Source organism: Streptomyces sp. NBC_00212, from assembly GCF_045206365.1.
Lineage (GTDB): Bacteria > Actinomycetota > Actinomycetes > Streptomycetales > Streptomycetaceae > Streptomyces.
In genome coordinates, this window is record NZ_CP108115.1 from 8,269,187 (window position 1) to 8,291,564 (window position 22,378).

The window sequence follows — 22,378 nt, forward strand, 5'->3', positions numbered from 1 at the left end:
CCCACCCTATCCGCCCCGGTCAGGGCCCTGTCCCCTGGTTCGCCGCACAAAGGGCAGCGGGCCTCGCCGCCCAAGCCTTGGGGTACCCGTCCGCTTGTATCGCTCTGTATCGCTGTCGAATCTCTTGACTGAATTTTCGGTCAGTGGGATGTTCAGGCCACGCGCTGCCGGCCTGCCCAACCGAATGTCGGCCCCGATCGAAAGCGATCTCCCTCATGCGCATCCATGACCCGGCCTTCGCGTCCGTGCAACGCCCCCGCCCGAAGGCGCGGACATGCGGCTGACCCCGACAGAGCGTGACCGGCTGCTGCTGTTCGGCGCCGCGGAACTGGCCCGGGCCCGAAGAGCCCGGGGGCGCCTCCTGAACGTGCCCGAGGCGACCGCCCTGATCGCCGACACCGTGTGCGAGGCGGCCCGGGACGGTGCCCGCCTCGCCGAGGCCGTCGCCGTGGCCCGCATGGTGCTCGGGCCCGGGGACGTACTGCCCGGCGTGCCCGATGTCGTCACCGAGATCCATGTGGAGGCGGTCTTCGACGACGGGAGCAGGCTGGCCGTCGTCAGCGATCCTTTCGGCGGGGGCGGCCTCGGGGCCCGCGCGCCGGGGGCGGTACTGCCCGGCGCCGAGGCGATCCCCGGCCCCGAGGCGGCGTGTGTGGTGACGGTCCGCAACACCGCCCCGGTCCCGGTCAGCGTCACCTCGCACTTCCACTTCTTCGAGGCCAACCCCCGCCTGGACTTCGACCGGGCCGCCGCCTACGGAATGCGGCCGGCCGAGCCCGCCGGATCGTCCACGAGGTTCGCCCCGGGCACCTCCTGCGAGGTGCCGCTCGTGCCCATCGGCGGCGACCGCGTCGTCATCGGCTTCGCCGGTCTCGTCGACGGGCCGCTGGACGCCCCAGGTGCCAGGCGGGAGGCGCTGCGCCGGGCGGCGGCGTGCGGCTATCTCGGTGTCGGCCCGGACGACGACCAAGACCTGGAGGCGGCACCGTGAACAGCTCCATCGACGCGCGCGAGTACGCGGCCGTGCACGGCCCGCGGGCCGGTGACCTGGTACGCCTCGGGGACACCGGCCTGGTGGTGCGGGTGGAGTCCGACTCACAGGCCCCGGGGGATGAGTTCCTGGCCGGGTTCGGGAAGACCGCCCGTGACGGGCTGCACCTGAAGGCGGCCGCGGTCCGCGAGACCTGTGACGTCGTCATCAGCAACGTCCTGGTGATCGACGCGGCCCTCGGGATCCGAAAGGTGTCCATCGGCACCCGCGAGGGGCGGATCGCGGCCATCGGCCGGGCGGGCAACCCGGACACGCTGTCCGGGGTGGACGTCGTGGTCGGCACCGGCACGACGATCGTCTCCGGCGAGGGCATGATCGCCACGGCGGGCGCGGTCGACACCCACGTACACCTGCTGTCGCCCCGCGTCATGGAGGCGTCGCTGGCCTCCGGTGTCACCACGATCATCGGCCAGGAGATCGGGCCGGCCTGGGGCGTCGGCGTCAATTCGCCCTGGGCGCTGCGCCACGCGTTCAACGCCTTCGATGCCTGGCCGGTCAACATCGGCTTCCTCGGCCGGGGTTCGTCGTCGGACGCAGCGCCGTTGGTGGAGGCGCTGGCCGAGGGTGGCGCCTGCGGGTTCAAGGTCCACGAGGACATGGGCGCGCACGCCCGGGCGCTCGACACCGCGCTGCGTGTGGCCGAGGAGCACGACGTCCAAGTCGCCCTGCACAGCGACGGGTTGAATGAATGCCTCACCGTCGAGGACACCCTGAAGGTGCTCGAAGGCCGCACCATCCACGCCTTCCACATCGAGGGCTGCGGCGGCGGACACGTACCCGATGTGCTGAGGATGGCGGGCGTTGCGAACGTCATCGGGTCCTCCACCAACCCCACCCTGCCGTTCGGCCGGGACGCGGTCGCCGAGCACTACGGCATGATCGTGTCCGTGCACGGCCTGCAGCCGGAGCTCCCCGGCGATGCGGCCATGGCCCGCGACCGCATCCGCGCGGGGACCATGGGAGCCGAGGACGTGCTGCACGACCTCGGGGTCATCGGGATCACCTCGTCCGACGCGCAGGGCATGGGGCGGGCCGGGGAAACCGTGCGCCGCACCTTCGCCGTCGCCGGGAAGATGAAGGCCGAGCTCGGCCCCCTGGAGGGCGACGGGCCCGGCGTCGACAACGCGCGCGTCCTGCGCTACATGGCGAAGCTGACCATCAACCCGGCCATCGCGCACGGCCTCTCGCACGAGATCGGGTCCATCGAGACCGGCAAGCTCGCGGACATCGTGCTGTGGTGGCCCCATTCCTTCGGTGCGAAGCCCCAGTTGGTCCTCAAGTCCGGCTTCCCCGCCTGGGGCGTGACCGGCGACCCCAATGCCGCCACCGACCGCTGCGAACCCCTCGTCCTCGGCCCGCTGTTCGGCGCCCACGGCGCGACCGCGGCCGACCTGTCGGTGGCGTTCGTCAGCCGGGCCGCCGCCGAGTCCGGGTCCTTCGGTCGCCCGTACGACGCGCTTGCGACGCGGCGCCGAAGGGTCGCGGTGCGCGGCACCCGCGGCATCGGCCCGGGGGACCTGGTGAACAACACGCGCCTCGGTGAGGTCCGGGTCGGGGCGGACAGCGGACTGGTGACCCTGGACGGCGCCCCGATCCGCTCCGGTCCGGCGCAGGAAGTGCCGCTGAGCCGCCTGTACTTCCTGTAGCCGGGTGGCCGAGATCCTTCGGTCCTTTGTCTTGACTGAATTTTCAGTTCGGTGGAGTATTCCGGGCACACCAGCGGTCAGCACGGCCATCGTCCGCCCGGCTCGACTCCCTGAACGACCGGTCCGGAATCCGCCACCCACCCCCGTGGCCCCCCTTTCGCAGTCCTTTGGAAGTCCTGACGAAGAGAGTTGTGATGACCTTCCGCATGCCCGCCGAGTGGACCGAGCACGAGCGCTGCCTGATGGCGTGGCCCACCCGTCACGACCTGTGGGGCGCCGTCCTGGCGCAGGCCAAGCAGGAGTACGCCCAAGTGGCCCGAGCCATCGCGGAGTTCGAGCCGGTGACCATGGTCGCGCCGCCCGGCCACGGAGACGACGCCCGCGCACTGTGCGGCGAGAGCGTCGAGGTGATGGAACTCCCCTTGGACGACTCGTGGTTCAGGGACTCCGGGCCCATCTTCGTAGTCGGCCCCGACGGCCGCCGGGCCGGTGCCGACTTCCGGTTCAACGCATGGGGCAGCAAGCACCATCCGTACGACGCCGACGACCGCGTCAGCGCGCTGCTCCTGGAACACCTCGGCGAGCGCACCGTCCGCTCCGAAATGGTCCTGGAGGGCGGGGCGATCACCGTGGACGGCGAGGGCACCCTGATCACCACCGAGCAGTGCCTGCTCCATCCCAACCGCAATCCCTGCCTGAGCAGGGAGGAGATCGAGGCGGAGCTGAAGGCCGGGCTCGGCGTCACCAAGGTCATCTGGCTGCCGTTCGGCGGGCTCCTGGACACCGAGACCGACGGACACGTGGACGGCGTCTGCGCCTTCGTCGCCCCGGGCCGGGTCCTGGTTCAGCTCCCCGACGATCCAGATCACCCCGACCACGCCCGGATGCGCGCCAACCGCGCGGTCCTCGAAGCCACCCCGGACGCCCAGGGCCGCACCCTGGAGATCATCGACCTTCCGCAGAGCGCGTTCACCGAGGTCGACGGCGCCCCCGTCGAGGTCGGCTACCTCAACTTCTACCTGGCCAACGGCGGGGTGGTCGTCCCCGTCGCCGGCCTGCCCCAGGACGCCGAGGCCCTGGCGGTCATCGCCACGGCCTGCCCCGACCGCAAGGTCGTCGGCGTGCCCGCCCGGGCGCTCGCCCACGGCGGCGGCGGAGTCCACTGCATCACCCAGCAGGTGCCCGCCGTGCCTGATTCCTCGCGCTGAGCGCCGCCGCCCGTCCGCCCAGCCTGTAGTCGCCCAGGCTGCCCCCCTCACCCTCCATCGTGCCCGTGCGGAGAGGAACCGCTCCGATGCCCATGCCACCGCCCCGGCCAGGAGGACGCCGTCCCCACCGGCTCGCCCTGATCGCCGCGGCCCTCGCCGCCGCCCTCCTGATCTCCGCCTGTGCGGGACCTCCCGGTACCAACGCCCCAGGAAAGACACCGGACTTCGAGCTCACCGCCGGCACCCCGCCCGCCAAGGGCGAGATCGACTCCTTCAGCTGGGCCCTCTACGCGGAGCCCCCGACGCTCGACTACATCTCCGCCTTCGACTACCCGCAGAACATGATCCTCTCCAATGTCTGCGAGAGCCTCATGCGCTGGACGCCCCAGCTCAAGCTTGTGCCGGGCCTGGCCGAGAAGGCCACCAACCCCGACCCGCTGACCTGGGTCTACGACCTGCGCCCCGGAGTGCACTTCCACGACGGCAGCACCCTGACCGCCGACGACGTCGTCTTCAGCCTCGGCCGGCAGATGGACCCCGACAACGGGGCCGCCTGGGCGCAGGTCTTCCAGAACGTCGCCACGCTCACCAAGACCGGCCCACTCCAGGTCGCCGTAAAACTGAAGCAGCCCGACTCCCAGTTCCCCCAGTACATGGCGACCGCCGCCGGCGTGGTCGCGAGCCGGGCCGGAGTCCGGGCGGCGGGCAAGGACTACGGCACCTCGGGCGGCCTCGACTGCACCGGACCGTACAAGCTCGGGACCTGGAGCAAGGGCCAGTCGATCGAACTCGACCGGTTCGCCGGCTACTGGGACGCCAAGGCCAAATCGGGGAAAGCGGTGTTCCGCTTCCTCACCGACTCCTCCGCGCGTACCAAGGCCATGCTCAGCGGCGAAGTGGACGGCGGATACCTCATCCCCACCGAGAGCTACGGCGCACTGCGCTCCAGCGGCGGGGGCACCCTCTACTTCGGCGAGGGCCTCAGCACCGACAACGTCAACGTGACCGACATGCAAGGTGTGCTCGGTGACGTCCGCGTCCGGCGCGCCCTGTCCCTGGCCCTGGACCGCCGAGGCTTCGTGAAGACCGGCCTCGGTGGCGCGGGGACCGTCACCAACTCCCTCACCACCAAAGCGGCTTGGGTCACGGCGCCCGAGCAGGTCCGGCACGCCGCCCTCGACGGCCTCCCCTCCGCCGAGCCCAACCTGGACGAGGCCCGAAGGCTCATCAAGCAAGCCGGAGCCACCGGAAAGAAGGTGACCGTCGCGACCAGCTCGATCGGCCAGGACGTGTCATTGCTCGCCACCGCCCTCCAAGCGGCCGGCACCCAGATCGGGCTCGACGTCCAGCTGAAGACGATCGCCCCCAACGCCTTCACCGCACTGTTCACCGACCCCAAGGCGCGCGAGGGCATCGACCTGTTCCCCGAGACGTACTACGACTCCATCACCGACCCCCTGGACCTCCTCAGCAACTTCCGCACCGGCGCCTACCAGAACTACGCCGGATACAGCGACCCCGCCTACGACCAACTCGTCGACCAGGCACGCGCCGCCTACGACCCGGCCACCCGCTTCGCCGTCGAAGCCAAGCTCCAGCAGAAGGCGGCCGAGCAGGTGTTGTGGATCCCGGTCGCCGAATGGCCGACCGCCGTGTTCCTCAACAAGCGGATCACTGGCGCCCCCACCACCATCTCCTACCTCTACTACCCATGGGCGGCGGATGTGGGGGCCGCACAGTGAGCTTCCTCAGATTCGCCCTGCGCCGCCTCGCCGAAATGGCGGCCACACTGCTCGCCGCCTCGTTCGTGATCTTCGGCGCGATGTATCTGGCGCCGGGCAGCCCGGCGAGCTTCCTCCTCGCGGGGCGCTCCGCCTCGCCGTCCGCCCTGGAGGCGATCAACCACCAGTACCACCTCGACGACCCGTTCGCCGTACGGTACTTCCGCTGGCTCGGCCAGCTCCTGCACGGTGACTTCGGCCGCTCGATCACGTACCGCACGGACGTGTCGCGGCTGCTCGCCGACCGGCTGCCCAGCACCCTGCTCCTGGTAGCCATGGCGCTCGGTCTCGTCGTGGTCGCGGGCCTCGCCCTCGGCCGGATCGCCGCGGTGCGGGGCGGCGCCGTCGACTCGGCGATCCTGGTCACCACCACGCTCGCCGTGGGCACCCCGTCCTTCGTCGCCGCGGTCCTGCTCCAGGGCCTGTTCGCGGTGCGGCTGCACTGGTTCCCGGCCGGCGGAACCGGCGACGGGCTCGCCCGGATGCTCTGGCACCTGACCCTGCCCGCCATCGCGCTCGCCCTGTACCTGATCGGCATGCTGGCCCGCGTCACCCGCAGCGCCATGCTCGACGTCCTGGGCCAGGAACACGTCACGGTGGCTCTCAGCCGGGGCGTACCCCGACACAAGGTGATGAGCCGTCATGTGTTCCGCAACGCGCTCGGCACCGTGCTCACCACCGGCGGCCTGATCGTCTCCACCCTCCTCGTGTGCACCGTCCTGGTGGAGTCGGCGTTCGGCGTCGGCGGCATCGGTCAGCTCCTCGAACTCTCCATCACCACCAAGGACTTCCCCACCGTGCAGGCCATCTCCCTGACCATGGTCGGCCTGTTCATGGCGGTGAACCTGGTCGTCGACCTCGTCCACCCCCTGGTCGACCCGCGCATCGCCCTCAGCCCCCGGAGGTCCGCCGCATGAGCGTCGCCGTCCTGCGGCGCCCCGGCCTCTCCCGGCTCCGTACGTCCAGGGCCCCGCTGTACCCGCTGTGCCTCGGCTTCGTCATCCTCGTCGTCCTGGCGGCGCTGCTCGCCCCCTGGCTGGCTCCGGCCGACCCCAACGCGGTGGACCTGGGCAACGCGCTCGCGGGCCCGTCCGCCGCCCACCCCTTCGGTGTCGACTCCTCCGGCCGCGACACCCTCGCCCGCCTGGTCCTGGGTGCCCGCACCTCACTCCTCGGCCCGCTCGGAGTGGTCGCCTTCTCCACCCTGGCCGGCGTGGCCATCGGAACCACCGCCGCCTGGCGGGGCGGCTGGCTCGACTCCGTCCTCTCCCGCGGCACGGAACTCGTCTTCGCCTTCCCCGGCATGCTCCTCGCGATCCTCATCGTCGCGGTGTACGGAGAGGGGCTCACCGCACCCGTCATCGCGCTCGCCGTCGCCTACCTCCCGTACGTCAGCCGGCTCACCCGCTCCCTGGTGCTCGCAGAGCGTGAACGCCCTTATGTGAACGCCTACTTGGTGCAGGGTCACTCCGGGACGCAGATCTGTCTGCGGCACGTCCTGCCCAACATCGGGCCCGTCGTCCTCGCCCAGTCCACCATCAACTTCGGATACGCCCTGATCGACCTGGCCGGACTCTCCTTCCTCGGCCTCGGCGTCCCCGCGCTCACCCCCGACTGGGGCCGGATGGTCCTCGACGGCCAGACCGCCATCCAGCGCGGCTACCCCCTGTCGGCGATCTGGCCGTGCGCCGCGATCGTGCTCACCGTCGTCGCGTTCAACGTGGTCGGCGAGCGCTGGGCCGACCACGTCGCGAGGAGGGACCGATGAACACCCCTGCCACCGTCGAGGACCCGTCAGCCGTCCCGTACGTACTCGACATCAAGGGTCTGCGCCTGTGGCTGCCGGGCACCGCCCGGCCCGTGCTCGACGGCATCGACCTCAGCGTCTCGGCAGGGGAGACCGTGGCGCTGGTCGGCGAATCGGGCTCCGGCAAGACACTCACCTCGCGCAGCGTCCTCAGACTGCTGCCACCCGGAGCCGGCGCCTCAGGCACCGTCCGGGTCGCGGGCGAGGACGTGCTCACCATGACCGCGGCACGCCTGCGCGCCCTGCGCACCGGCACGGCCGCCATGATCTTCCAGGACCCCCGGGCGGCCATCAACCCGCTGCGCCGGATCGGCGACTTCCTCACCGAGAGCCTGCGCCTCAACAGAATGATGCCCGCCGAAGAAGCCGACCGGCGCGCGGGGGAGCTGCTCGTGGCGGTCGGTCTCACCCCCGCCGCGCTGCGCCGCTACCCGGGCCAGCTCTCCGGCGGCATGCTCCAACGCGTCATGATCGCCGCCGCGTTGATGGGCGAACCGGCGCTGCTCCTCGCCGACGAGGCCACCACCGCCCTCGACGTCACCACCCAGGCCGAAGTCGTCACGCTCCTGGCCGACCTGCGGGACCGCTTCCACACCGCACTGCTCTTCGTCACCCATGACCTCGGCCTCGCCGCGACCATCAGCGACCGGGTGTACGTCATGTACGCCGGGCGGATCGTCGAGACCGGCTCCGCCGACGCCCTGTTCGCCCGGCCCCGCCACCCGTACACGGAGGCCCTGCTCGCGGCCACCCCACGGCTCGACGCGCCGCAGGGCCGACTGGCCGCCATCGACGGTCAACCCCCGGATCTGCGCGCCGAGTTGACGGGCTGCCCCTTCGCGCCGCGCTGCGTCCACGCCACCACCATCTGCGCGGAACAGGCGCCCGCCGACCGGCCGGTCACGGGTGACCCGGGCGGGGGTGTGCACCGTGTCGCGTGCCACCACAGCGACCGCGTCCAGGGGAGTGCCACTCATGCCTGAGACCGTTCTGCAGGTCAGCGGCATACACCGCCGCTTCGGGAGCGTCCGGGCCGTCGACGACGTGTCGTTCTCCCTCGCCAGGGGTGGAGCGCTCGGCATCGTCGGCGAATCGGGCTCGGGCAAGACGACGACGGCCCGGATCGTCGTGGGCCTGGAGGGCGCGGACGCGGGCCGCGTACTCGTGCGGGGTCACGAGCGCTCGGGTCGTGCTCGTGGCCGGGCCGTCAGGCTGGCGCGGGCCCGGGAGGTGCAGATGGTCTTCCAGGACCCCTTCCTCTCCCTGGACCCGAGGGTCGGCGTCGGGGCGACACTGCGGGAAACCCTGCGGCTCCACTTCCCCGGTGCGGACCATTCCCGGCGCCTGGCCGAGCTCCTCGACCAGGTCGGCCTTGGTGGCCGGGCCCGTGACGCACTTCCCCGGCAGCTCTCGGGCGGCCAGCGCCAGCGGGTCGCCATCGCGCGGGCGCTGGCCGTGGAGCCGGCCATCCTCGTACTCGACGAGGCCGTGGCGGCCCTGGACGTGTCGGTGCAGGCGCAGATCCTCAATCTGCTGGCCGACATCCGGGCGGAGACCGGCGTCGGCTATCTGTTCATCACCCATGACCTCGGCGTGGTGCGGTGCGTCACCGACGACGTGATCGTCATGCGGCAGGGCCGGATCGTCGAGTCGGGCAGCACGGACCAGGTTCTCTCTGAGCCCCAACACCCTTACACACAGCTCCTGTTGGACTCGGTTCCGCGCCCGGGATGGGACCCGCGAGCGATCGTGGCCGCACGTCGAGCCCTGCAACACACCCCACTCCTTGAGCACCGTACCCAAGTGATCGGAGACCAGAAATGACTGAACCCTCCGCATCCGGCGCCCCATCACCCCGCCGGCTGGACCGAAGAACCTTCGTGGCCGCCGCCGGACTCGCGGCAGCAGGTACGGCCTGGGCGGCGACCGCCACAGGCAAGGCTCACGCCGCCGCGGCCCCCGGGGGCTTCGCCGTGCCCCTCGACACCGTCGCGCACACCCGGACCTGGATGGCCTGGCCCGACAGCAGCGCCATCTGGGGCCGCCAACTGGCCGGGGTCCAGGCCGACATCGCCCTCGTCGCGAAGACGATAGCCAGGTACGAACCCGTCACCGTCTGCGCCAACTCCGCCAGTGTCGCCACAGCGCGCGGCGCGTGCGGCTCGGCCGTGACCGTGCTCGGCTCGATTCCGGTCGACGACTGCTGGATGCGCGACACCGGGCCGGTCTTCCGCACCGACGGTGGCGGAGGCCTGGACGCCATCGGTCTCAACTTCAACGGCTGGGGCAACAAACAGGCCCACGCGAAGGACGCCCTGGTCGCTCAGCGGATAGCGGCGAGCCTCGGTGTGCCGTTCACCGCGGCGGGCGTCGTCGGCGAGGGCGGCGCGGTGGAGACGGACGGCAACGGCACCCTCATGGCGACCCGGAGCAGTCTCATCAACACCAACCGCAACCGGAACATGAAGCAGGCCCAGATCGAAGCGGCCCTGTGCGAGGCGTTCGGCGCCACGGAAGTGATCTGGTTCAACGGCGTGACCGGGCGGGACATCACCGACGACCACATCGACGCGACTTCCAGGTTCCTGGCGGCCGGGGCGGGGCTCGTCCAGATGCCCCTGGCCACCGACAACGACGCCTGGTCCAAGGACGCCCGCCAGCAGTACCAGACCCTCTCCGCATCCCGCGATGCCGCAGGCAACCCGATCCGAGTCACCCAGTTCCAGGGCCCCGACTACGGCCTCATCCGCTCCAGCGACCCCAACTTCGGTGCCGCGTACGCCAATTACTACGTCTGCAACGGCGCGGTGATATCCGCCCAGTTCGGCGACGTCCGCGCCGACGCCGCGGCGAAGGCCACCCTCCAACGGCTGTTCCCGGGCCGGGTCGTCGAGCAGCTCGACATCGACCGCCTCGGCGCGGGCGGCGGCGGCATCCACTGCGTCACCCAGCAGCAGCCGCGGCCATGACGGCGGGGTCGGCCGGCGGTGCCCGGTCGGCAGGCTTCTGAACCCAGCCGGTGCCTCGGCCGCCGGAACGGAGCAGGTTTCCTGATGAGTGCTCAGTCCTCGTGGGCCGCGATCGCGATCTGGACGAACGATCGGATGACGGGGTTCGTGTCACCCTCCTTCCAGGCCACCACCATGCGGCTCGGTGGCATGTCGACCAGCGGCACCACGGCCAGCCCCTCGCCCGGCTCGTGGTCCAGGAGGGTCATGCCGACCGTGCCGTTCCAGAGCACGGCTTGCCTGCATTCCTGGACGGCGCGCACCACAGGACCTTCGCGCGGCTCGCCGCCGCTCCAGTACGCCTGCCAGAGGGGGTCGGTACCTTGCGGGAAGAGAAACCATCGGCGGTCGGTCAGGTCGGCCAGTTCCAGGCTGTGGCGGCCGACCAGCACGTCGTCGGCGCGCAGCAGCGCGCCCACCGGATCGGTGCGCAGTTCACGCACACTGAGGCCGGTCTCGTCGAACGGACCGCGGGTCAGGGCCACGTCGACCCCTCCGGCGTGCAGCCCGCAGGTGGGATCGGTCAGGTCCGTCTCGCGGACGCGGACTTCGACCTGCGGGTGCCGCCGGCGGTAGGCGGCGGCCAGTCGGGTCGCGCGCGGGTCGGTGCTGTCACCCAGGATGCCGATGGTGATGGCCGTGGCGCCGGCCGCCGCGGCCACACGTCCCCGTGCCCGGTCGGCCCGGGCGAGCAGGGCCCGTGCCTCGTCGAGCAGCACCGCTCCCGCCGACGTGAGCGTGACACCGCCCGGGGAGCGGTCGAACAGCGCGGCGCCGAGCTCGGTCTCCAACTGCTTGATCGCCCGGCTCAGTGGCGGCTGACTCATGTGCAGCCGTCCGGCGGCCCGGCCGAAATGGAGTTCCTCGGCGACCGCCACGAAATAGCGCAGCGTACGTAGCTCCATGCTGTGACGATACCCGCTCGGTATCGGCGTCCCGGAATGGGTCTTGGACGGCCCGCCGCCCCTGGCGGTGGAATCGAGGCATGACTGAAGAACCGAAGGCCAGTGAGCCGATCGCCGATCCCGCCGTCTCGGTGGTCGGCCCGGGCGACGGCGAGACGATCGTTCTGGGCACCACGCGGCTGCGCATCCTCGAAGACGGCAGCAACACCGGGCACCGCCTCGGGCTTGCCGAGTCCGTCCTCGCGCCGCACACGCCCGGACCGCCGCAGCACCGGCACGCCCAGCACGACGAGGGCTTCTACGTCATCTCGGGCACCGTGCGGTTCACTGTCGGAGAGAAGGACTACGACGCGGGCGCGGGCACGCTCGTGATGGTCCCACCGGGAGCCCCGCACACGTTCGCCAACGTGACCGACCAACCGGCCGTCATGCTCAGCACGTTCACGCCGGACCTGTACGTCCAGTACTTCCGCGACCTGCGGCAGATGATCGCCGCAGGCCAGGCACTGACTCCACAGGCGACCGTGGAGACGATGAGCCGTTACGCCACCGAGCCCGCCACCGACTTCACCCAGGGGCCGAGGGAATCGTGAACGTCGCCTTTTGGAGCGCGGCCGGCCTGCTCGCGCTGTTCTACCTCTACGCGGGCGGGCTGAAGGTAGTCCGCGGCCGTGAGCAGCTCCGACCGATGATGGCCTGGGTGGACAGCACGCCGATGCCCGCGGTCAGGGCCATCGGGCTGATCGAAGTGCTCGGAGCGGCCGGGCTGATCCTCCCGCCGCTGACCGGCATCGCGCCCTGGCTGGCCCTGGCCGCGGCCGTCGGGTTCATGGTGCTGCAGATCGCCGCGACCGGGGTTCACCTGAGCCGCGGAGACCGCCGGCTCGCACTCAACATCGTGCTTTTCCTCCTCGCGGCGGTGACCGTCTGGCCGGCGCTTGCTCGGCTGTGACGTGAGGCTGGGGCGGTGTCACGGCCGAGCAGACCGGGGTCGCTGTCGACCGGCGGCAGTCGGCTGGAGGCCAACTGCCGCCGGGACGAGCCCAGTTGATGCATCGACTACCGAAGGACGCCGTGCACGGCCTCGGGGTCGGTGGGGGAGAGGCGGTTGCTGGTGGCCTTGCGGGTGAGGGCGGGCGGCGGGGTCACGTAGGTGGGGGTGGGGTCGGCCTCGGGGGCGCAGGTCTTCGCTATGCGGCCGCCACCCTTGGGGAGGCTGCCGTCGCGGAGGTAGTCGGTGAAGGTGTCGTCCAGGCAGGCGTTGCCGTGGAAGAGGATCTCGTGGAAACTGCCGCCGTTCTGGACGACCAGTTTCGAACCGGGCAGCGCGTCGTGTATGGCGAGCCCGCCCTCGTACGGGGTGGCGGCGTCCTCGGTGGCCTGGAAGAGCAGCACGGGCGGCAGGCCCTTACCGGTGATCTTCATACGGCCCGCCGGGTTGCCCTGGTAGGGCCAGAACATGCAGGCGGCGTTGTACCACATGTTGTTGTACGTGTAGAAGGGCGCCGACGCGTTAACGCCGGCCTGGTCCTTCTTCCAGAACTCCCAGTCGCGCGGCCAGGCGCTCTCGGTGCACTGCGCCGCGTTGTACGCGGGGAAGGCGCCGTCGTCGGCGCCCGGCGCCGCGTACAGGTTGTAGGCGATGTTCAGCGGCCGGGTGTCATGGTGGGTGACGTAGGCGGAGAGCACGGTGGCCATGCGCGGCCAGCGCAGGAAGTTGTAACCACCGCCGTAGAAGGTGTCCTCGAACTCGGCGGGACCGATCTTGCCGGGGGCCGGGGCGGCGTCCGCGGGGTTGCTTCGCAGGTCCGCTTCGACCTGCTGGTACGCCTTCTCGACGGCGGCCGCGTCCGTACCGAGGTGGTAGACCGAGTCGGCCTTGGCCGCCCAAGCGGCGAAGGCGTCGAAGCGGCGCTGGTGCTCCTTGTCCTGCAGCACGTTGTGGTCGTACCAGCTGATGGTGGGCCCGACGATGCTGTCGAGCACCATCCGCCGGACGTGCGAGGGGAAGAGCTGGCCGTAGGTGGAGCCGAGCGAGGTGCCCCAGGAGCCGCCGTAGAAGTTGATCTTCGGCGCTCCGAGTGCTCGGCGGATGCTGTCCATGTCGCGCGCGTTGTCGACGGTGGTCATGTGCGGCATGAGCCAGGACCAGTCGGCCGCGCAGTCGGCGGCGTACCCGGCCGCCTTCTTCAGCCAGGCCTTCGAAGTGCCCTGGCTCACCTGGTAGTCGGGCCGCTCGCCGTCGAAGTAGTGGGCGTCGCAGACGACATGGGGCTCGCTGCCGTTGGTGCCGCGCGGGTCGAAGCCGATCCAGTCGTAGGTCGAGGCGACGTCCTTCGGGATCTGTCCGGAGATGTAGGCGGGCATCCAGAGCCCGGAGTCCCCGGGGCCGCCGGGGTTGAGCAGGATCGGACCCTGCTGCTTGCTCTTGGGCGCGGTGGCGGGGAGCCGGTTGATCTTGATCTTGATCTTCCGGCCGTGCGGGTCGGCGTAGTCCACCGGCACGTCGAGCATCGCGCACTGGAGCGCGGGTGTGCTGGTGTCGTTGCAGGAGCTCCAGACGAGCTTTCCCTGCCCGGTGTCCGCGGGCGCGGCCGCGTCGGGTGCCGCGCTGGCGGACGTTCCAGTGAGGGCTGCGACGGCGGTGGCCGCCGAGAGCAGGGCGATGATTTTTCTCATGGAGAGCATGATGTGATATGTGAAATTGTACAGCTAGAGAACTGACGGGACGTTATCAAGCTGTGACTGGAGCGGAGTTGGGGACGCTCGTCCCGAGGCCGCGCCCCTTCTTAAGCCGTTGCCCGCCGAACCTGGTAGCTCCAGCGTGTGAGGGCCCGGATGGCCGTCTCGGCGCCGATGGGACGCCCCGCCGCTCATGGACGGAAACATTGCCGGTGCGCCGACGCGGCGGGTGGCCGTGCGCGGGCACGTTCGTGGTGCCCGGCTGAGTACGGGTACTCATGCGTGCTCTCCGGTGGGCCTGGCAGGGTGCGGGCCATGACGCGTGTACTCAGCGAACGCTCGCCTCGGCGGCAGTGGCCCTGGTCCAGCAGAACGTCCCTCGGCACGGATCTGGCTGCCGCCATTCTGCTCTTCGTCGTCGAGGCCGCCACCGGCGCCGGGAGGCTCTTCAGCGACGGTATGGAGGTGTGGGCCGCGCAGGGGGATCAGGCCAGGATCGACGCGTCGGCACTTGCGGACATCGCCTGGACGGAGCACTTCCTCATCGTCATCGTGGTGCTTTCCGCGGTCGCGGCGCTGGCCCGCGCGCCCTGGACGGTGTTCCTGCAACTCGCCGCGGCCTGCATCGTGGCAGTGCTGCTCGTGTCTTCGCAGCACGACTACGACCGCGGCCACCCCGGCCCCGCGCCCACCCCCGACCCCGGCTACACCCCTTGCTACAGCGGCAGCGGACGGTGTTACTGAACCACCGTCAGGGCCACCGGCAGGCGTAGGAGACGGGTGCCGAACCGGATGCCCACCATGTCACCCCGGATCATTCCGGATGCCTGCACCGGCACTCCCCGCACTACCTTGTCGACCGCGTCCGTCAGACCGACAAGACCGGGGAGCAGTGATGCCGACGACCGCCACCAGCCGCCGGCCGACTGCCACCATGCTCAGACATCAGGAGCGCAGGGTGCTCCATGCGGTCGGGTGCGGCCTGCGCGACGACGAGATCGCCGCCGACCTCGCCATTCCCGAGGACGCCGTGGCCGGACACCTCGCGCGCATCCTCGCGAAGCTCGGGCTGCGCGACCGGGCCGCCGCCATCGTCCACGCCTTCGACTGCGGCCTGGTCGTGCCCGGCAGCGGACCCCGTACCCGGGAGGCGGGACCAGGGCCGCGCACCGCCGTCGGCCGGGCCGCCGGGCCGAAGGTGCGGATCTCCGTGCTCGGACCGCTCCAGGCCTGGCAGGACGGGCGGCCCCTGAACCTGGGGCACCTCCGCCAGCAAGCCGTACTGGCGGCGCTCGCCCTGGGTGGGGGGCGTACGGTCAGCCAGCAGGAACTCCTCGACGGAGTATGGGGGATGGAGCCGCCGCTCACGAATGTGGTGCCGGTGTACATCTACCGCTTGCGCAAGACCCTGCGCATCGGCGACCGCCCGGACTCCGTGATCGAGCACGGCCGGTGCGGCTACCGGCTGGCCCCGGGCGCGGTCGAAGTGGACGTCGCGCGTCTGGAGGAACTGCTCGGCGATGTCCACAGGGCCGACCGCGCGGGCGACGCGACCGAGGCGGTCCGGCTGTGTTCCCAGGCGCTCGACCTGTTCCGCGGGGAGCTCCTGTCCGGTCTGCCGGGACCGCTCGCCGAGCTGGAGCGGGTGCGGCTCGCCGAGCGCCGGATCGTCATCATGCAGCGGAAGCTGGGGTGGCAGCTCCGGCTGGGCCGGCACTCCGAAACGATCGCCGAACTGTTCGCCCTGGCCGCGGCGCATCCCCTGAACGAGCCGGTGGCCGCCATGCTGATGCACGCGCTCTACCGCAGCGGCCGGCAGGCCGACGCGCTGACCGTGTTCGACCGCGCCCGCCGCCGCCTTGCCGACGACCTGGGGGTTCCGCCGAGCCGGATGCTCCGGCGGACGTACCAGATGATTCTGCGCGGCGACGAAGCCGGCCTGGGCCTCACCAGAGCCACGCGGTGACCGCCGGACCGGCTTCGTCGCGGTAGGGGCCACGGTGACGGTGCCCCTACCCTGCCTCACACCTGATCGTGGTTACCAGGGGTACCAGGCGCCGTTGTACCACTGCTCGTTGGCGTCGTCGTTGTGGTGATCCATGTTGAAGTCCGGCCAGTAGTTGTCATTGTGGTTCTTCGGGTAGGTCCAAATGCCGGCGGACTCGTCGCAGATGTAGTCCCAGTAGCAGATCGACTTGACCGGCACGTTGCCGAAGTCCCGGTCACTGCCTGAGAGCGGGGGGCCGATGATGCCGCCGAACGGCGCGGCGCTGCCGTTGGTGCCGGGACCGCCCTGACGCTTGGGGTCCGCGAGGAGAATGGCGTTGACGTTGCCGAACGACCTCCAGTTCTCGCTGATCCAGACGTGCACCACTGCGGCACCCAAGGAGTACCCGCCCATCTTGACGTGCTGGTCCGGGCACGCGGCACGCTGGTCTCGGACCAGCCGGTTGAGCTCGTTGACGCCCGACCGGACGCTCGGACCGCTGGGGACCTGGCTGGAATACCCCACGTGCTGCTGGATGTTGCCCGTAAATCGGTCGTTGTCCCATGTGCTCCACGTGCCCCCGACAACGATCGTGTAGGTGCCGTCGCACGAAGCCGCCGCCTGTGCGGTGGCGCCCTGTGCCGTGGCCCCCTGCGCCGCCGAAACCCCGACTGTCAGCAGCAGCCCGGCTAACGCGGCCCTGATCCTGCTGGCTCGCATTGGATCCTCCCCATGTAGTTGGCCTACGCGTCCGCTTCCCGATGCGGAACGCCGTCGGCCAAGGTCACCGGACGACAGTGGCAGCGGTCGATGACATCCGGATGAAACCCGCCGCACCCAAGAGGGTCGCCTACCGGGGCACGGACGGAAACGCCCTGGGCAGGCGATGCCCGGGCGGCGGCTCCATCGGGATTTCATCGGTCCTCCTTACCGTGTCCGCGTTCAGGCGAGGGCCTGGATCACAGGGGAAGGACGGCTCGATGGCGCGGAGGAGATTCAGAGCGAGGCTGCCGATGGCGGTCACGGCCGCGGTGGCGGTGATCAGCACGATGACGGCCGCCGGGTCGCCCGGCGCCGGGTCGTCGGCCGCCGCACAGGGCCCGGACAAGCCGACGATCCGTTACACCGAATACGGAATCCCGCACATCATCGCCTCGAACTGGGAGGGACTGGGCACGGGCTACGGGTACGCCGCCGCCAAGGACAACATCTGCACCCTGGCCGACACCTATCTGATGGTCAACGCCCAGAGGTCCCGCTATCTGGGACCCGACGGCAACGCGAGCCCGGGCGAGACACAGAACACCACCAACCTCAACAGCGACCTGTACTTCCAGCGCATCAACGACAACCGGGTGGTGGAGCGGCTGCTCGACCAGCCCGCTCCCAACGGCCCCGAGCCGGAGGTCAAAGAGGCCATTCGCGGCTACGTCCAGGGATACAACAGATACCTGGCCGAGACGGGCGTGGACAACATCTCCGACCCGGCCTGCCGCGGCGCGGCCTGGGTGAAGCCGATCACGGAGCTGGACGTCTACCGGCACGCGCACGCCGAGATCATCATGGGCAGCGCCGATCCGCTGCTGAATGGCGAGGTGACCGCCCAGCCACCAGGGGCGTCGGCCGCCGCGCCCAAGGCACCCGCACCGAAGGCGCCCTCACCCGAGGAGACCGCGAAGAAGATCCGCGACGCGATGGCCGCCAGCCGTCAACAGAGCATGGGCAGCAACGCGTTGGCGGTCGGTTCGCAGGGTGTGTCCCAGGGCACCAGCATGATGCTGGCCAACCCGCACTTCCCGTGGCAGGGCAAGAACCGCATGTGGCAGAGCCAGTTGACGATCCCGGGAAAGGTCAATGTCTCCGGGGGCAGCCTGCTCGGACTCCCCGCGGTGAACATCGGGCACAACGACGACGTCGCCTGGAGCCACACCATCGCCACGGTGGCTCCGTTCGGACTCTTCGACGTGCAGGTGGACCCGCTGAACCCGACCAACTACCTGGTCGACGGCACCTGGCAGAAGATGACCTCGCAGCAGGTCACTGTGGACGTACGGAACGCCGACGGCTCCATGGGCAAGGTCAGCAGGACGTTGTGGTCCACCCGCTACGGCCCGATCACCACATCCATGCAGGGCGTCCCACTGCCCTGGGTGGTCAGCGCGCACGCGGTACGCGACGTGAACATGGACAACCTGCGGGCCATGAACACCTGGTTCCACCTCGACCAGACCAAGGACGTCAATGACGTCGTGAACACCCTGGAGACCACGGAGGGCATCCCCTTCTTCAACACCGTCGCCTCCGACCGCAAGGGCAACGCCCTGTACGCGGACATCCAGGCCACCCCGAACATCACCGACGAGCACGCCCAGTCGTGCCTCACCGAGACCGGCAAACTGCTGTGGAACCAGGCACTGCGGCTGCCGAACGTGCCGCCGATCTCCATCTTCGACGGCAAGCGCGGCGCGTGCGACTGGCCCGACGACCCGAACGCGGTCGCGCCGGGACTGCTCGACCCGCACAAGCAGCCACGCCTGATCCGGTCCGACTTCGTGGGCAACGCCAACGACAGCGCCTGGCTCGCCAACCCCGAGCAGCCGCTGTCGTACCCCAGGGTGATGGGCGACGCGGCGGCGCCCCGGTCGCTGCGTACCCAGGAGTTGATCCTGACCGCGCAGAACCGGATCAACGGCACCGACGGGCTGCCCGGCCGGGGCTTCACACCGGAGAACATGCGGCAGTTGCTGTTCGCCGACAACAGCCGCGCGGCCGACCTGGCCCTCGACGCCACGGTGACGATGTGTCAGAACGTCCCCTTCGGGCTCATCCTCGTGGACGGCAACCTGGTCAACGTGAGCGAGGCGTGCCCGATCCTGGCCGCCTGGAAGGACCACGACTACTCGGCGGACAGCCGGGGATCCTGGCTGTTCGAGAACTACTGGGCCTTCCTGCTCAACGGGCAGGCGGCCGAGAAGCTGCCGTGGCGGGTTCCCTTCGACCCCAAGGACCCGGTGCACACGCCCAATTCGCTCGATTCCACTAGCTCCGCCGTGCGCGACGCGTTCGGCCGGGCGGTGCTCGCGCTGCGCAACGCGGGAATTCCGCTGAACGCACCGCTGTCGGACGTCCAGAAGATCACCCGCAACGGCGAGCAGATCCCGATCCACGGCTCGATCAGTGAACTCGGAGTGCTGAACGTGGTCACTCCTGGTGTGGTCGACGGCAAGCTGGACATCACGTTCGGGTCGAGCTTCATACAGGAGGTGCGGTTCACCGCCGACGGCCCGCCCCAGACGTCCTCGGTCCTCGCCTACTCCCAGTCGGCCAACCCGAACTCGCCGCACTACGCCGATCAGACCAAGCTGTTCTCGGCCGGCCAGTGGGTGACCGAGCGGTTCACGGAGGACCAGATCGCGGCGTCGCCGTCCTTGGAGGTCAAGGTCCTGGACTGAGACCGGGACGCAACGGCACGCCGGGGTCTCGACGACGGTCTCCGGCGTGCCATTTCATCGGGATGTCATCGCCTCCCGATAAGTTCCGCGCCGCACGACGACAACGCTCACGAGGGGGCTTGCTGTGCTGAGGAAATCGAGTGGATGGCGCATGGTGGTGGCCTTGATGGCCGCCCTGGTGGCAACGGCCCTGCCGGCAGGTTCGGCGCAAGCCGCCGACCGCACCACACCACCGCCGATGACGGACGGGTTCGGCCTGACCCAGGTCGACACGGCGACCGGCGGTCCCACCAACTTCTACATCACCGTGACCACGCCCGAGGTCGCGGGCAAGCACCACATCAAAATCATTCTGCCGAGCGGCTACTACGACGATCCGGCCAGACGCTACCCGGTGCTGTACTTCCTGCACGGCTCCCCCGACGACCCCGTCCAGCAGACGTATCCGGCGCTGACCACCTCGAACTCGATGATCACCGTCATCCCGGACGGCGGCGCGCGGGGCTGGTACGCGAACTGGCTCAACCAGAACACCGCGGCCGGAGCGCAGAACTGGGAGAACTTCCACCTCAAGCAGGTGATTCCGTTCATCGACGCCAACCTGCGCACCATCAACACCAAGAAGGCCCGGGCCATAGCCGGCGTCTCCATGGGCGGGTTCGGAGCCTTCCACTACGCCCAGGACCACCCCGAGCTCTTCAGCCAGACCGCGTCCCTGTCGGGAGACATCGACATGTCGGCCGACTCCATGGACCTGCGCCTCGCCACGGTCGCCTCCCTCATCGACGCGCAGGGCGTGATCTGCGGCTCGTCCTCCGGCGTCTGCGACCCCAACAACGACCCCTACAAGCCCGGCGTGGACAGCGATGCCCTGTTCGGCTCGCCCTACCCGGTGTTCAACGCCGACTGGCGGTGGAACGAGGTCGACCCGTCCCAACACATGGACAAGCTCAAGGGAGTCGGGGTCTCCATCTACGTGGGCAACGGACGCGGCTCGGCCATCGAGCCCGAGTTCTGGCTCGAAGGCGCGTCGAAACACGTCAAGGACCGCATGGACGCGCTCGGCATGTCGTACTACTACGTGGACTACGGCGACGGCGCCGCCTGGGGCTCCCAGTGCAACGGCGGCCACAACGGCGGCTGCTGGGAACAGGACCTCCGAGACCTGATCCCCCGCCTGGAGAGGTCCTTCGCTTCCTGACGAGCCGTCAATAAGCGCGGATCAGGGGCCGGCCAGGGGATCGGGTGTGGGCAGGTCGGCCCAGAAGGCGCATTGGTGGTCGGCCGCGAAGGTGGTTGACGGGTGGGTGTTCCGCGGGTTGAGGACGAGGACCGTGTGGTGTGGGCCGGTGGTGGGCCACCTCGTCCCGCCCGGCACGTTGGGATTCCCGGTGCGGGCGAACGCTCCCCAGCGGAGTTTCAAGCGGTCGCCGAACGCCGCCTGAGCCGGGGTCAGCGGCCGGTCGGCCATGCTGAAGTCGTGCAGGTAGGCGAGGTCGGCGCTGTGGCCGTTGGCCATGTCGAGGCCCGGGACCTGAGCCCCGTACAGCGTGGGGGAGTCCGGGTCGTCGAACTCGTAGACGTAGGTGGGCACTTGGGCCGAGAGCGTGCGTGCGGTGACGTACGTCTGGCAGGCGAAGGTGGAGTCGGTGAGCAGTGCCGACATCGCCTCGTACGGGGAGGGGTAGGCGGACAGCGGATAGCGGGCCAGTACTTGTGGGGCCGCCTGGCCGTACGTGGCCGTGATCTGCTCGGTGTACTCCTGCGCCGTGAGGTGCGGCTGGGTGAGGGCGACGAAGAAGCGGCTCTCGGACCGGGTGCTGCCGATCACGACCGGCACCTTGTTCCAGGTGCCCGCTGAGATGGCCTCGGACGGTTGCGCGGGCAGCAGCCCGTCACCGAACGCGGGTCCTTGCGTCGGGCGGGTCCGCGCGGCCGCGACGAGCTCGGCGGGGGAGAGTGCGCGCAGGCACGCGGCTCTTGTCGCGGCGTCGGGGCAGCCCGCCCCGGCCGCGTACGCCCGGTCGTCGTCGGCCTTCCGGGCGGCGCTGGGGGCGGGGATGAGCGAGCAGGGCCCGCTCTGCAGGATGGCGTGCGAGAACAAGCCGGTCGCGTGCGGCGACGCGAGCATCGCGCAGACCGATGCGCTGCCCGCGGACTGACCCCAGATGGTGACGCCGGCCGGGTCTCCGCCGAACGCGCGGATGTTGTCACGGGTCCAGCCGAGTGCCGCGATCTGGTCCATCAGCCCGTACGAGCCCGAACCGAGAGTGTTGTCGCGGGTGAGTTCCGGGACGGCGAGGTAACCGAGCTGACCGAGCCGGTAGTTGATGCTCACGACGATGCTGCCGGTGCTGTCGGCCATGGTCCGGCCGCCGAACTGGGTGCCCGTCCCCTGGCTGTACGCGCCGCCGTGCATCCAGAAGAGGACCGGGAGGCGGGCCCCGGGCGGGGTGTTCCGCGGCCGGTAGACGTCCAGGTAGAGGCAGTCCTCACTGGTGTCCTGCGGGTCCCGCAGCCCGAACGGAGAGAACTGCGTGCAGGCGGGAGCCTGTCGGGTGGCATCCCGCGTCCCGCTCCACCGCGCGGGCTGCTGGGGCGGGCGGAACCGCAGGTTGCCCACGGGCGGCGCGGCATACGGAATGCCGAGGAACTCATCGGCCCCGTCGTGCAGTTGACCGGCGAGGCGGCCGTGGCCGGTGGTCACGACGGGACGTACGGGGGCGGGGGCCGCCGGGGCCGCCGGGGCCGTCGGGGCGGTGAGGAACTGGGTGCCCAGGGTTGCCACCGTGAGCGCCAGAGCCAGGACTGCTGAGCGGCGGGTCGTGCGCGACCTCTTCACTTCTCCTCC

General features: G+C 70.2%; 19 protein-coding genes. 15 read left to right on the top strand and 4 right to left on the bottom strand.

Annotated features, from left to right (window positions below; translation table 11 throughout):
- Positions 1–274: 274 nt before the first annotated feature.
- The 9 genes from ureA (at position 275) to OHA17_RS37855 (ending at position 10,462) form a co-directional block, all read left to right on the top strand.
- The gene (gene ureA / locus OHA17_RS37815) at positions 275–991 is read left to right on the top strand and encodes an urease subunit gamma (protein ID WP_406510288.1); all 717 of its coding nucleotides are present in this window, start codon (positions 275–277) and stop codon (positions 989–991) included.
- A gap of 8 nt (positions 992–999) precedes the next feature.
- Positions 1,000–2,697, top strand: coding sequence for an urease subunit alpha (locus tag OHA17_RS37820; RefSeq protein WP_406510922.1), 1,698 nt, complete (start codon positions 1,000–1,002; stop codon positions 2,695–2,697).
- A gap of 194 nt (positions 2,698–2,891) precedes the next feature.
- Entirely contained in the window at positions 2,892–3,905 is a 1,014-nt protein-coding gene (locus OHA17_RS37825) for an agmatine/peptidylarginine deiminase (protein WP_406510289.1), read from the top strand.
- Between the two features lie 86 nt (positions 3,906–3,991).
- Positions 3,992–5,647 (top strand): ABC transporter substrate-binding protein, encoded by a 1,656-nt coding sequence (locus OHA17_RS37830; protein WP_406510290.1) that lies wholly within the window; start codon positions 3,992–3,994, stop codon positions 5,645–5,647.
- Positions 5,644–6,603: an ABC transporter permease gene (locus OHA17_RS37835; RefSeq protein WP_406510291.1), complete on the top strand. Its 960-nt coding sequence runs from the start codon at positions 5,644–5,646 to the stop codon at positions 6,601–6,603. The genes OHA17_RS37830 and OHA17_RS37835 overlap by 4 nt, the downstream gene beginning before the upstream one ends.
- Entirely contained in the window at positions 6,600–7,454 is an 855-nt protein-coding gene (locus tag OHA17_RS37840) for an ABC transporter permease (protein ID WP_406510292.1), read from the top strand. The genes OHA17_RS37835 and OHA17_RS37840 overlap by 4 nt, the downstream gene beginning before the upstream one ends.
- On the top strand, positions 7,451–8,476 hold the full coding sequence (locus OHA17_RS37845) for an ABC transporter ATP-binding protein (protein ID WP_406510293.1): 1,026 nt from the start codon (positions 7,451–7,453) through the stop codon (positions 8,474–8,476). Before OHA17_RS37840 ends, OHA17_RS37845 begins: the two co-directional genes overlap by 4 nt.
- Positions 8,469–9,317, top strand: a complete 849-nt coding sequence (locus OHA17_RS37850) for an ABC transporter ATP-binding protein (protein ID WP_406510294.1) — start codon at positions 8,469–8,471, stop codon at positions 9,315–9,317. The genes OHA17_RS37845 and OHA17_RS37850 overlap by 8 nt, the downstream gene beginning before the upstream one ends.
- Positions 9,314–10,462 carry an agmatine/peptidylarginine deiminase gene (locus OHA17_RS37855; RefSeq protein ID WP_406510295.1) on the top strand — a complete coding sequence of 383 codons (1,149 nt, stop codon included), beginning with the start codon at positions 9,314–9,316 and terminating at the stop codon, positions 10,460–10,462. The genes OHA17_RS37850 and OHA17_RS37855 overlap by 4 nt, the downstream gene beginning before the upstream one ends.
- A 92-nt stretch (positions 10,463–10,554) precedes the next feature.
- Here the strand turns inward: OHA17_RS37855 and OHA17_RS37860 are convergent, their stop codons facing one another.
- A complete protein-coding gene (locus OHA17_RS37860; RefSeq protein ID WP_406510296.1) occupies positions 10,555–11,406 on the bottom strand; it encodes a LysR family transcriptional regulator in 852 nt (283 codons plus the stop codon).
- An 80-nt stretch (positions 11,407–11,486) separates the two neighbouring features.
- On the opposite strand from OHA17_RS37860, the gene OHA17_RS37865 reads away from it, so the two are divergent.
- Positions 11,487–11,999, top strand: a complete 513-nt coding sequence (locus OHA17_RS37865) for a dimethylsulfonioproprionate lyase family protein (RefSeq protein ID WP_406510297.1) — start codon at positions 11,487–11,489, stop codon at positions 11,997–11,999.
- Entirely contained in the window at positions 11,996–12,358 is a 363-nt protein-coding gene (locus OHA17_RS37870; protein WP_398876913.1) for a DoxX family protein, read from the top strand. Before OHA17_RS37865 ends, OHA17_RS37870 begins: the two co-directional genes overlap by 4 nt.
- A 107-nt stretch (positions 12,359–12,465) precedes the next feature.
- On the opposite strand, the gene OHA17_RS37875 is transcribed toward OHA17_RS37870, so the two are convergent.
- On the bottom strand, positions 12,466–14,085 hold the full coding sequence (locus tag OHA17_RS37875) for an alpha/beta hydrolase (RefSeq protein WP_406510298.1): 1,620 nt from the start codon (positions 14,083–14,085) through the stop codon (positions 12,466–12,468).
- Positions 14,086–14,403: 318 nt separating this feature from the next.
- Here OHA17_RS37875 and OHA17_RS37880 point away from each other — a divergent pair, with 318 nt between their 5' ends.
- Positions 14,404–14,832 carry a DUF6234 family protein gene (locus OHA17_RS37880; protein ID WP_406510299.1) on the top strand — a complete coding sequence of 143 codons (429 nt, stop codon included), beginning with the start codon at positions 14,404–14,406 and terminating at the stop codon, positions 14,830–14,832.
- Positions 14,833–14,983: 151 nt separating this feature from the next.
- Positions 14,984–16,054, top strand: coding sequence for a BTAD domain-containing putative transcriptional regulator (locus tag OHA17_RS37885; protein WP_406510300.1), 1,071 nt, complete (start codon positions 14,984–14,986; stop codon positions 16,052–16,054).
- 72 nt (positions 16,055–16,126) lie between these two features.
- Here OHA17_RS37885 and OHA17_RS37890 read toward each other — a convergent pair whose 3' ends face one another.
- The gene (locus OHA17_RS37890) at positions 16,127–16,795 is read right to left on the bottom strand and encodes a cutinase family protein (RefSeq protein ID WP_406510301.1); all 669 of its coding nucleotides are present in this window, start codon (positions 16,793–16,795) and stop codon (positions 16,127–16,129) included.
- 260 nt (positions 16,796–17,055) lie between these two features.
- On the opposite strand from OHA17_RS37890, the gene OHA17_RS37895 reads away from it, so the two are divergent.
- Complete coding sequence (locus OHA17_RS37895; protein WP_406510302.1) at positions 17,056–19,527, top strand: penicillin acylase family protein; 2,472 nt, start codon at positions 17,056–17,058, stop codon at positions 19,525–19,527.
- Between the two features lie 151 nt (positions 19,528–19,678).
- Positions 19,679–20,728 (top strand): alpha/beta hydrolase, encoded by a 1,050-nt coding sequence (locus tag OHA17_RS37900; RefSeq protein WP_406510303.1) that lies wholly within the window; start codon positions 19,679–19,681, stop codon positions 20,726–20,728.
- Positions 20,729–20,749: 21 nt separating this feature from the next.
- On the opposite strand, the gene OHA17_RS37905 is transcribed toward OHA17_RS37900, so the two are convergent.
- Positions 20,750–22,369: a carboxylesterase/lipase family protein gene (locus OHA17_RS37905; RefSeq protein ID WP_406510304.1), complete on the bottom strand. Its 1,620-nt coding sequence runs from the start codon at positions 22,367–22,369 to the stop codon at positions 20,750–20,752.
- Positions 22,370–22,378: the final 9 nt, after the last annotated feature.

Coding starts and splice junctions, on each gene's coding strand:
- ureA (WP_406510288.1), top strand. CDS start 275: ATGCGGCTGACCCCGACAGAGCGTGACCGGCTGCTGCTGTTCGGCGCC.
- OHA17_RS37825 (WP_406510289.1), top strand. CDS start 2,892: ATGACCTTCCGCATGCCCGCCGAGTGGACCGAGCACGAGCGCTGCCTG.
- OHA17_RS37830 (WP_406510290.1), top strand. CDS start 3,992: ATGCCCATGCCACCGCCCCGGCCAGGAGGACGCCGTCCCCACCGGCTC.
- OHA17_RS37840 (WP_406510292.1), top strand. CDS start 6,600: ATGAGCGTCGCCGTCCTGCGGCGCCCCGGCCTCTCCCGGCTCCGTACG.
- OHA17_RS37845 (WP_406510293.1), top strand. CDS start 7,451: ATGAACACCCCTGCCACCGTCGAGGACCCGTCAGCCGTCCCGTACGTA.
- OHA17_RS37850 (WP_406510294.1), top strand. CDS start 8,469: ATGCCTGAGACCGTTCTGCAGGTCAGCGGCATACACCGCCGCTTCGGG.
- OHA17_RS37855 (WP_406510295.1), top strand. CDS start 9,314: ATGACTGAACCCTCCGCATCCGGCGCCCCATCACCCCGCCGGCTGGAC.
- OHA17_RS37860 (WP_406510296.1), bottom strand. CDS start 11,406: ATGGAGCTACGTACGCTGCGCTATTTCGTGGCGGTCGCCGAGGAACTC.
- OHA17_RS37865 (WP_406510297.1), top strand. CDS start 11,487: ATGACTGAAGAACCGAAGGCCAGTGAGCCGATCGCCGATCCCGCCGTC.
- OHA17_RS37875 (WP_406510298.1), bottom strand. CDS start 14,085: ATGAGAAAAATCATCGCCCTGCTCTCGGCGGCCACCGCCGTCGCAGCC.
- OHA17_RS37880 (WP_406510299.1), top strand. CDS start 14,404: ATGACGCGTGTACTCAGCGAACGCTCGCCTCGGCGGCAGTGGCCCTGG.
- OHA17_RS37885 (WP_406510300.1), top strand. CDS start 14,984: ATGCCGACGACCGCCACCAGCCGCCGGCCGACTGCCACCATGCTCAGA.
- OHA17_RS37890 (WP_406510301.1), bottom strand. CDS start 16,795: ATGCGAGCCAGCAGGATCAGGGCCGCGTTAGCCGGGCTGCTGCTGACA.
- OHA17_RS37895 (WP_406510302.1), top strand. CDS start 17,056: ATGGCGCGGAGGAGATTCAGAGCGAGGCTGCCGATGGCGGTCACGGCC.
- OHA17_RS37900 (WP_406510303.1), top strand. CDS start 19,679: ATGGTGGTGGCCTTGATGGCCGCCCTGGTGGCAACGGCCCTGCCGGCA.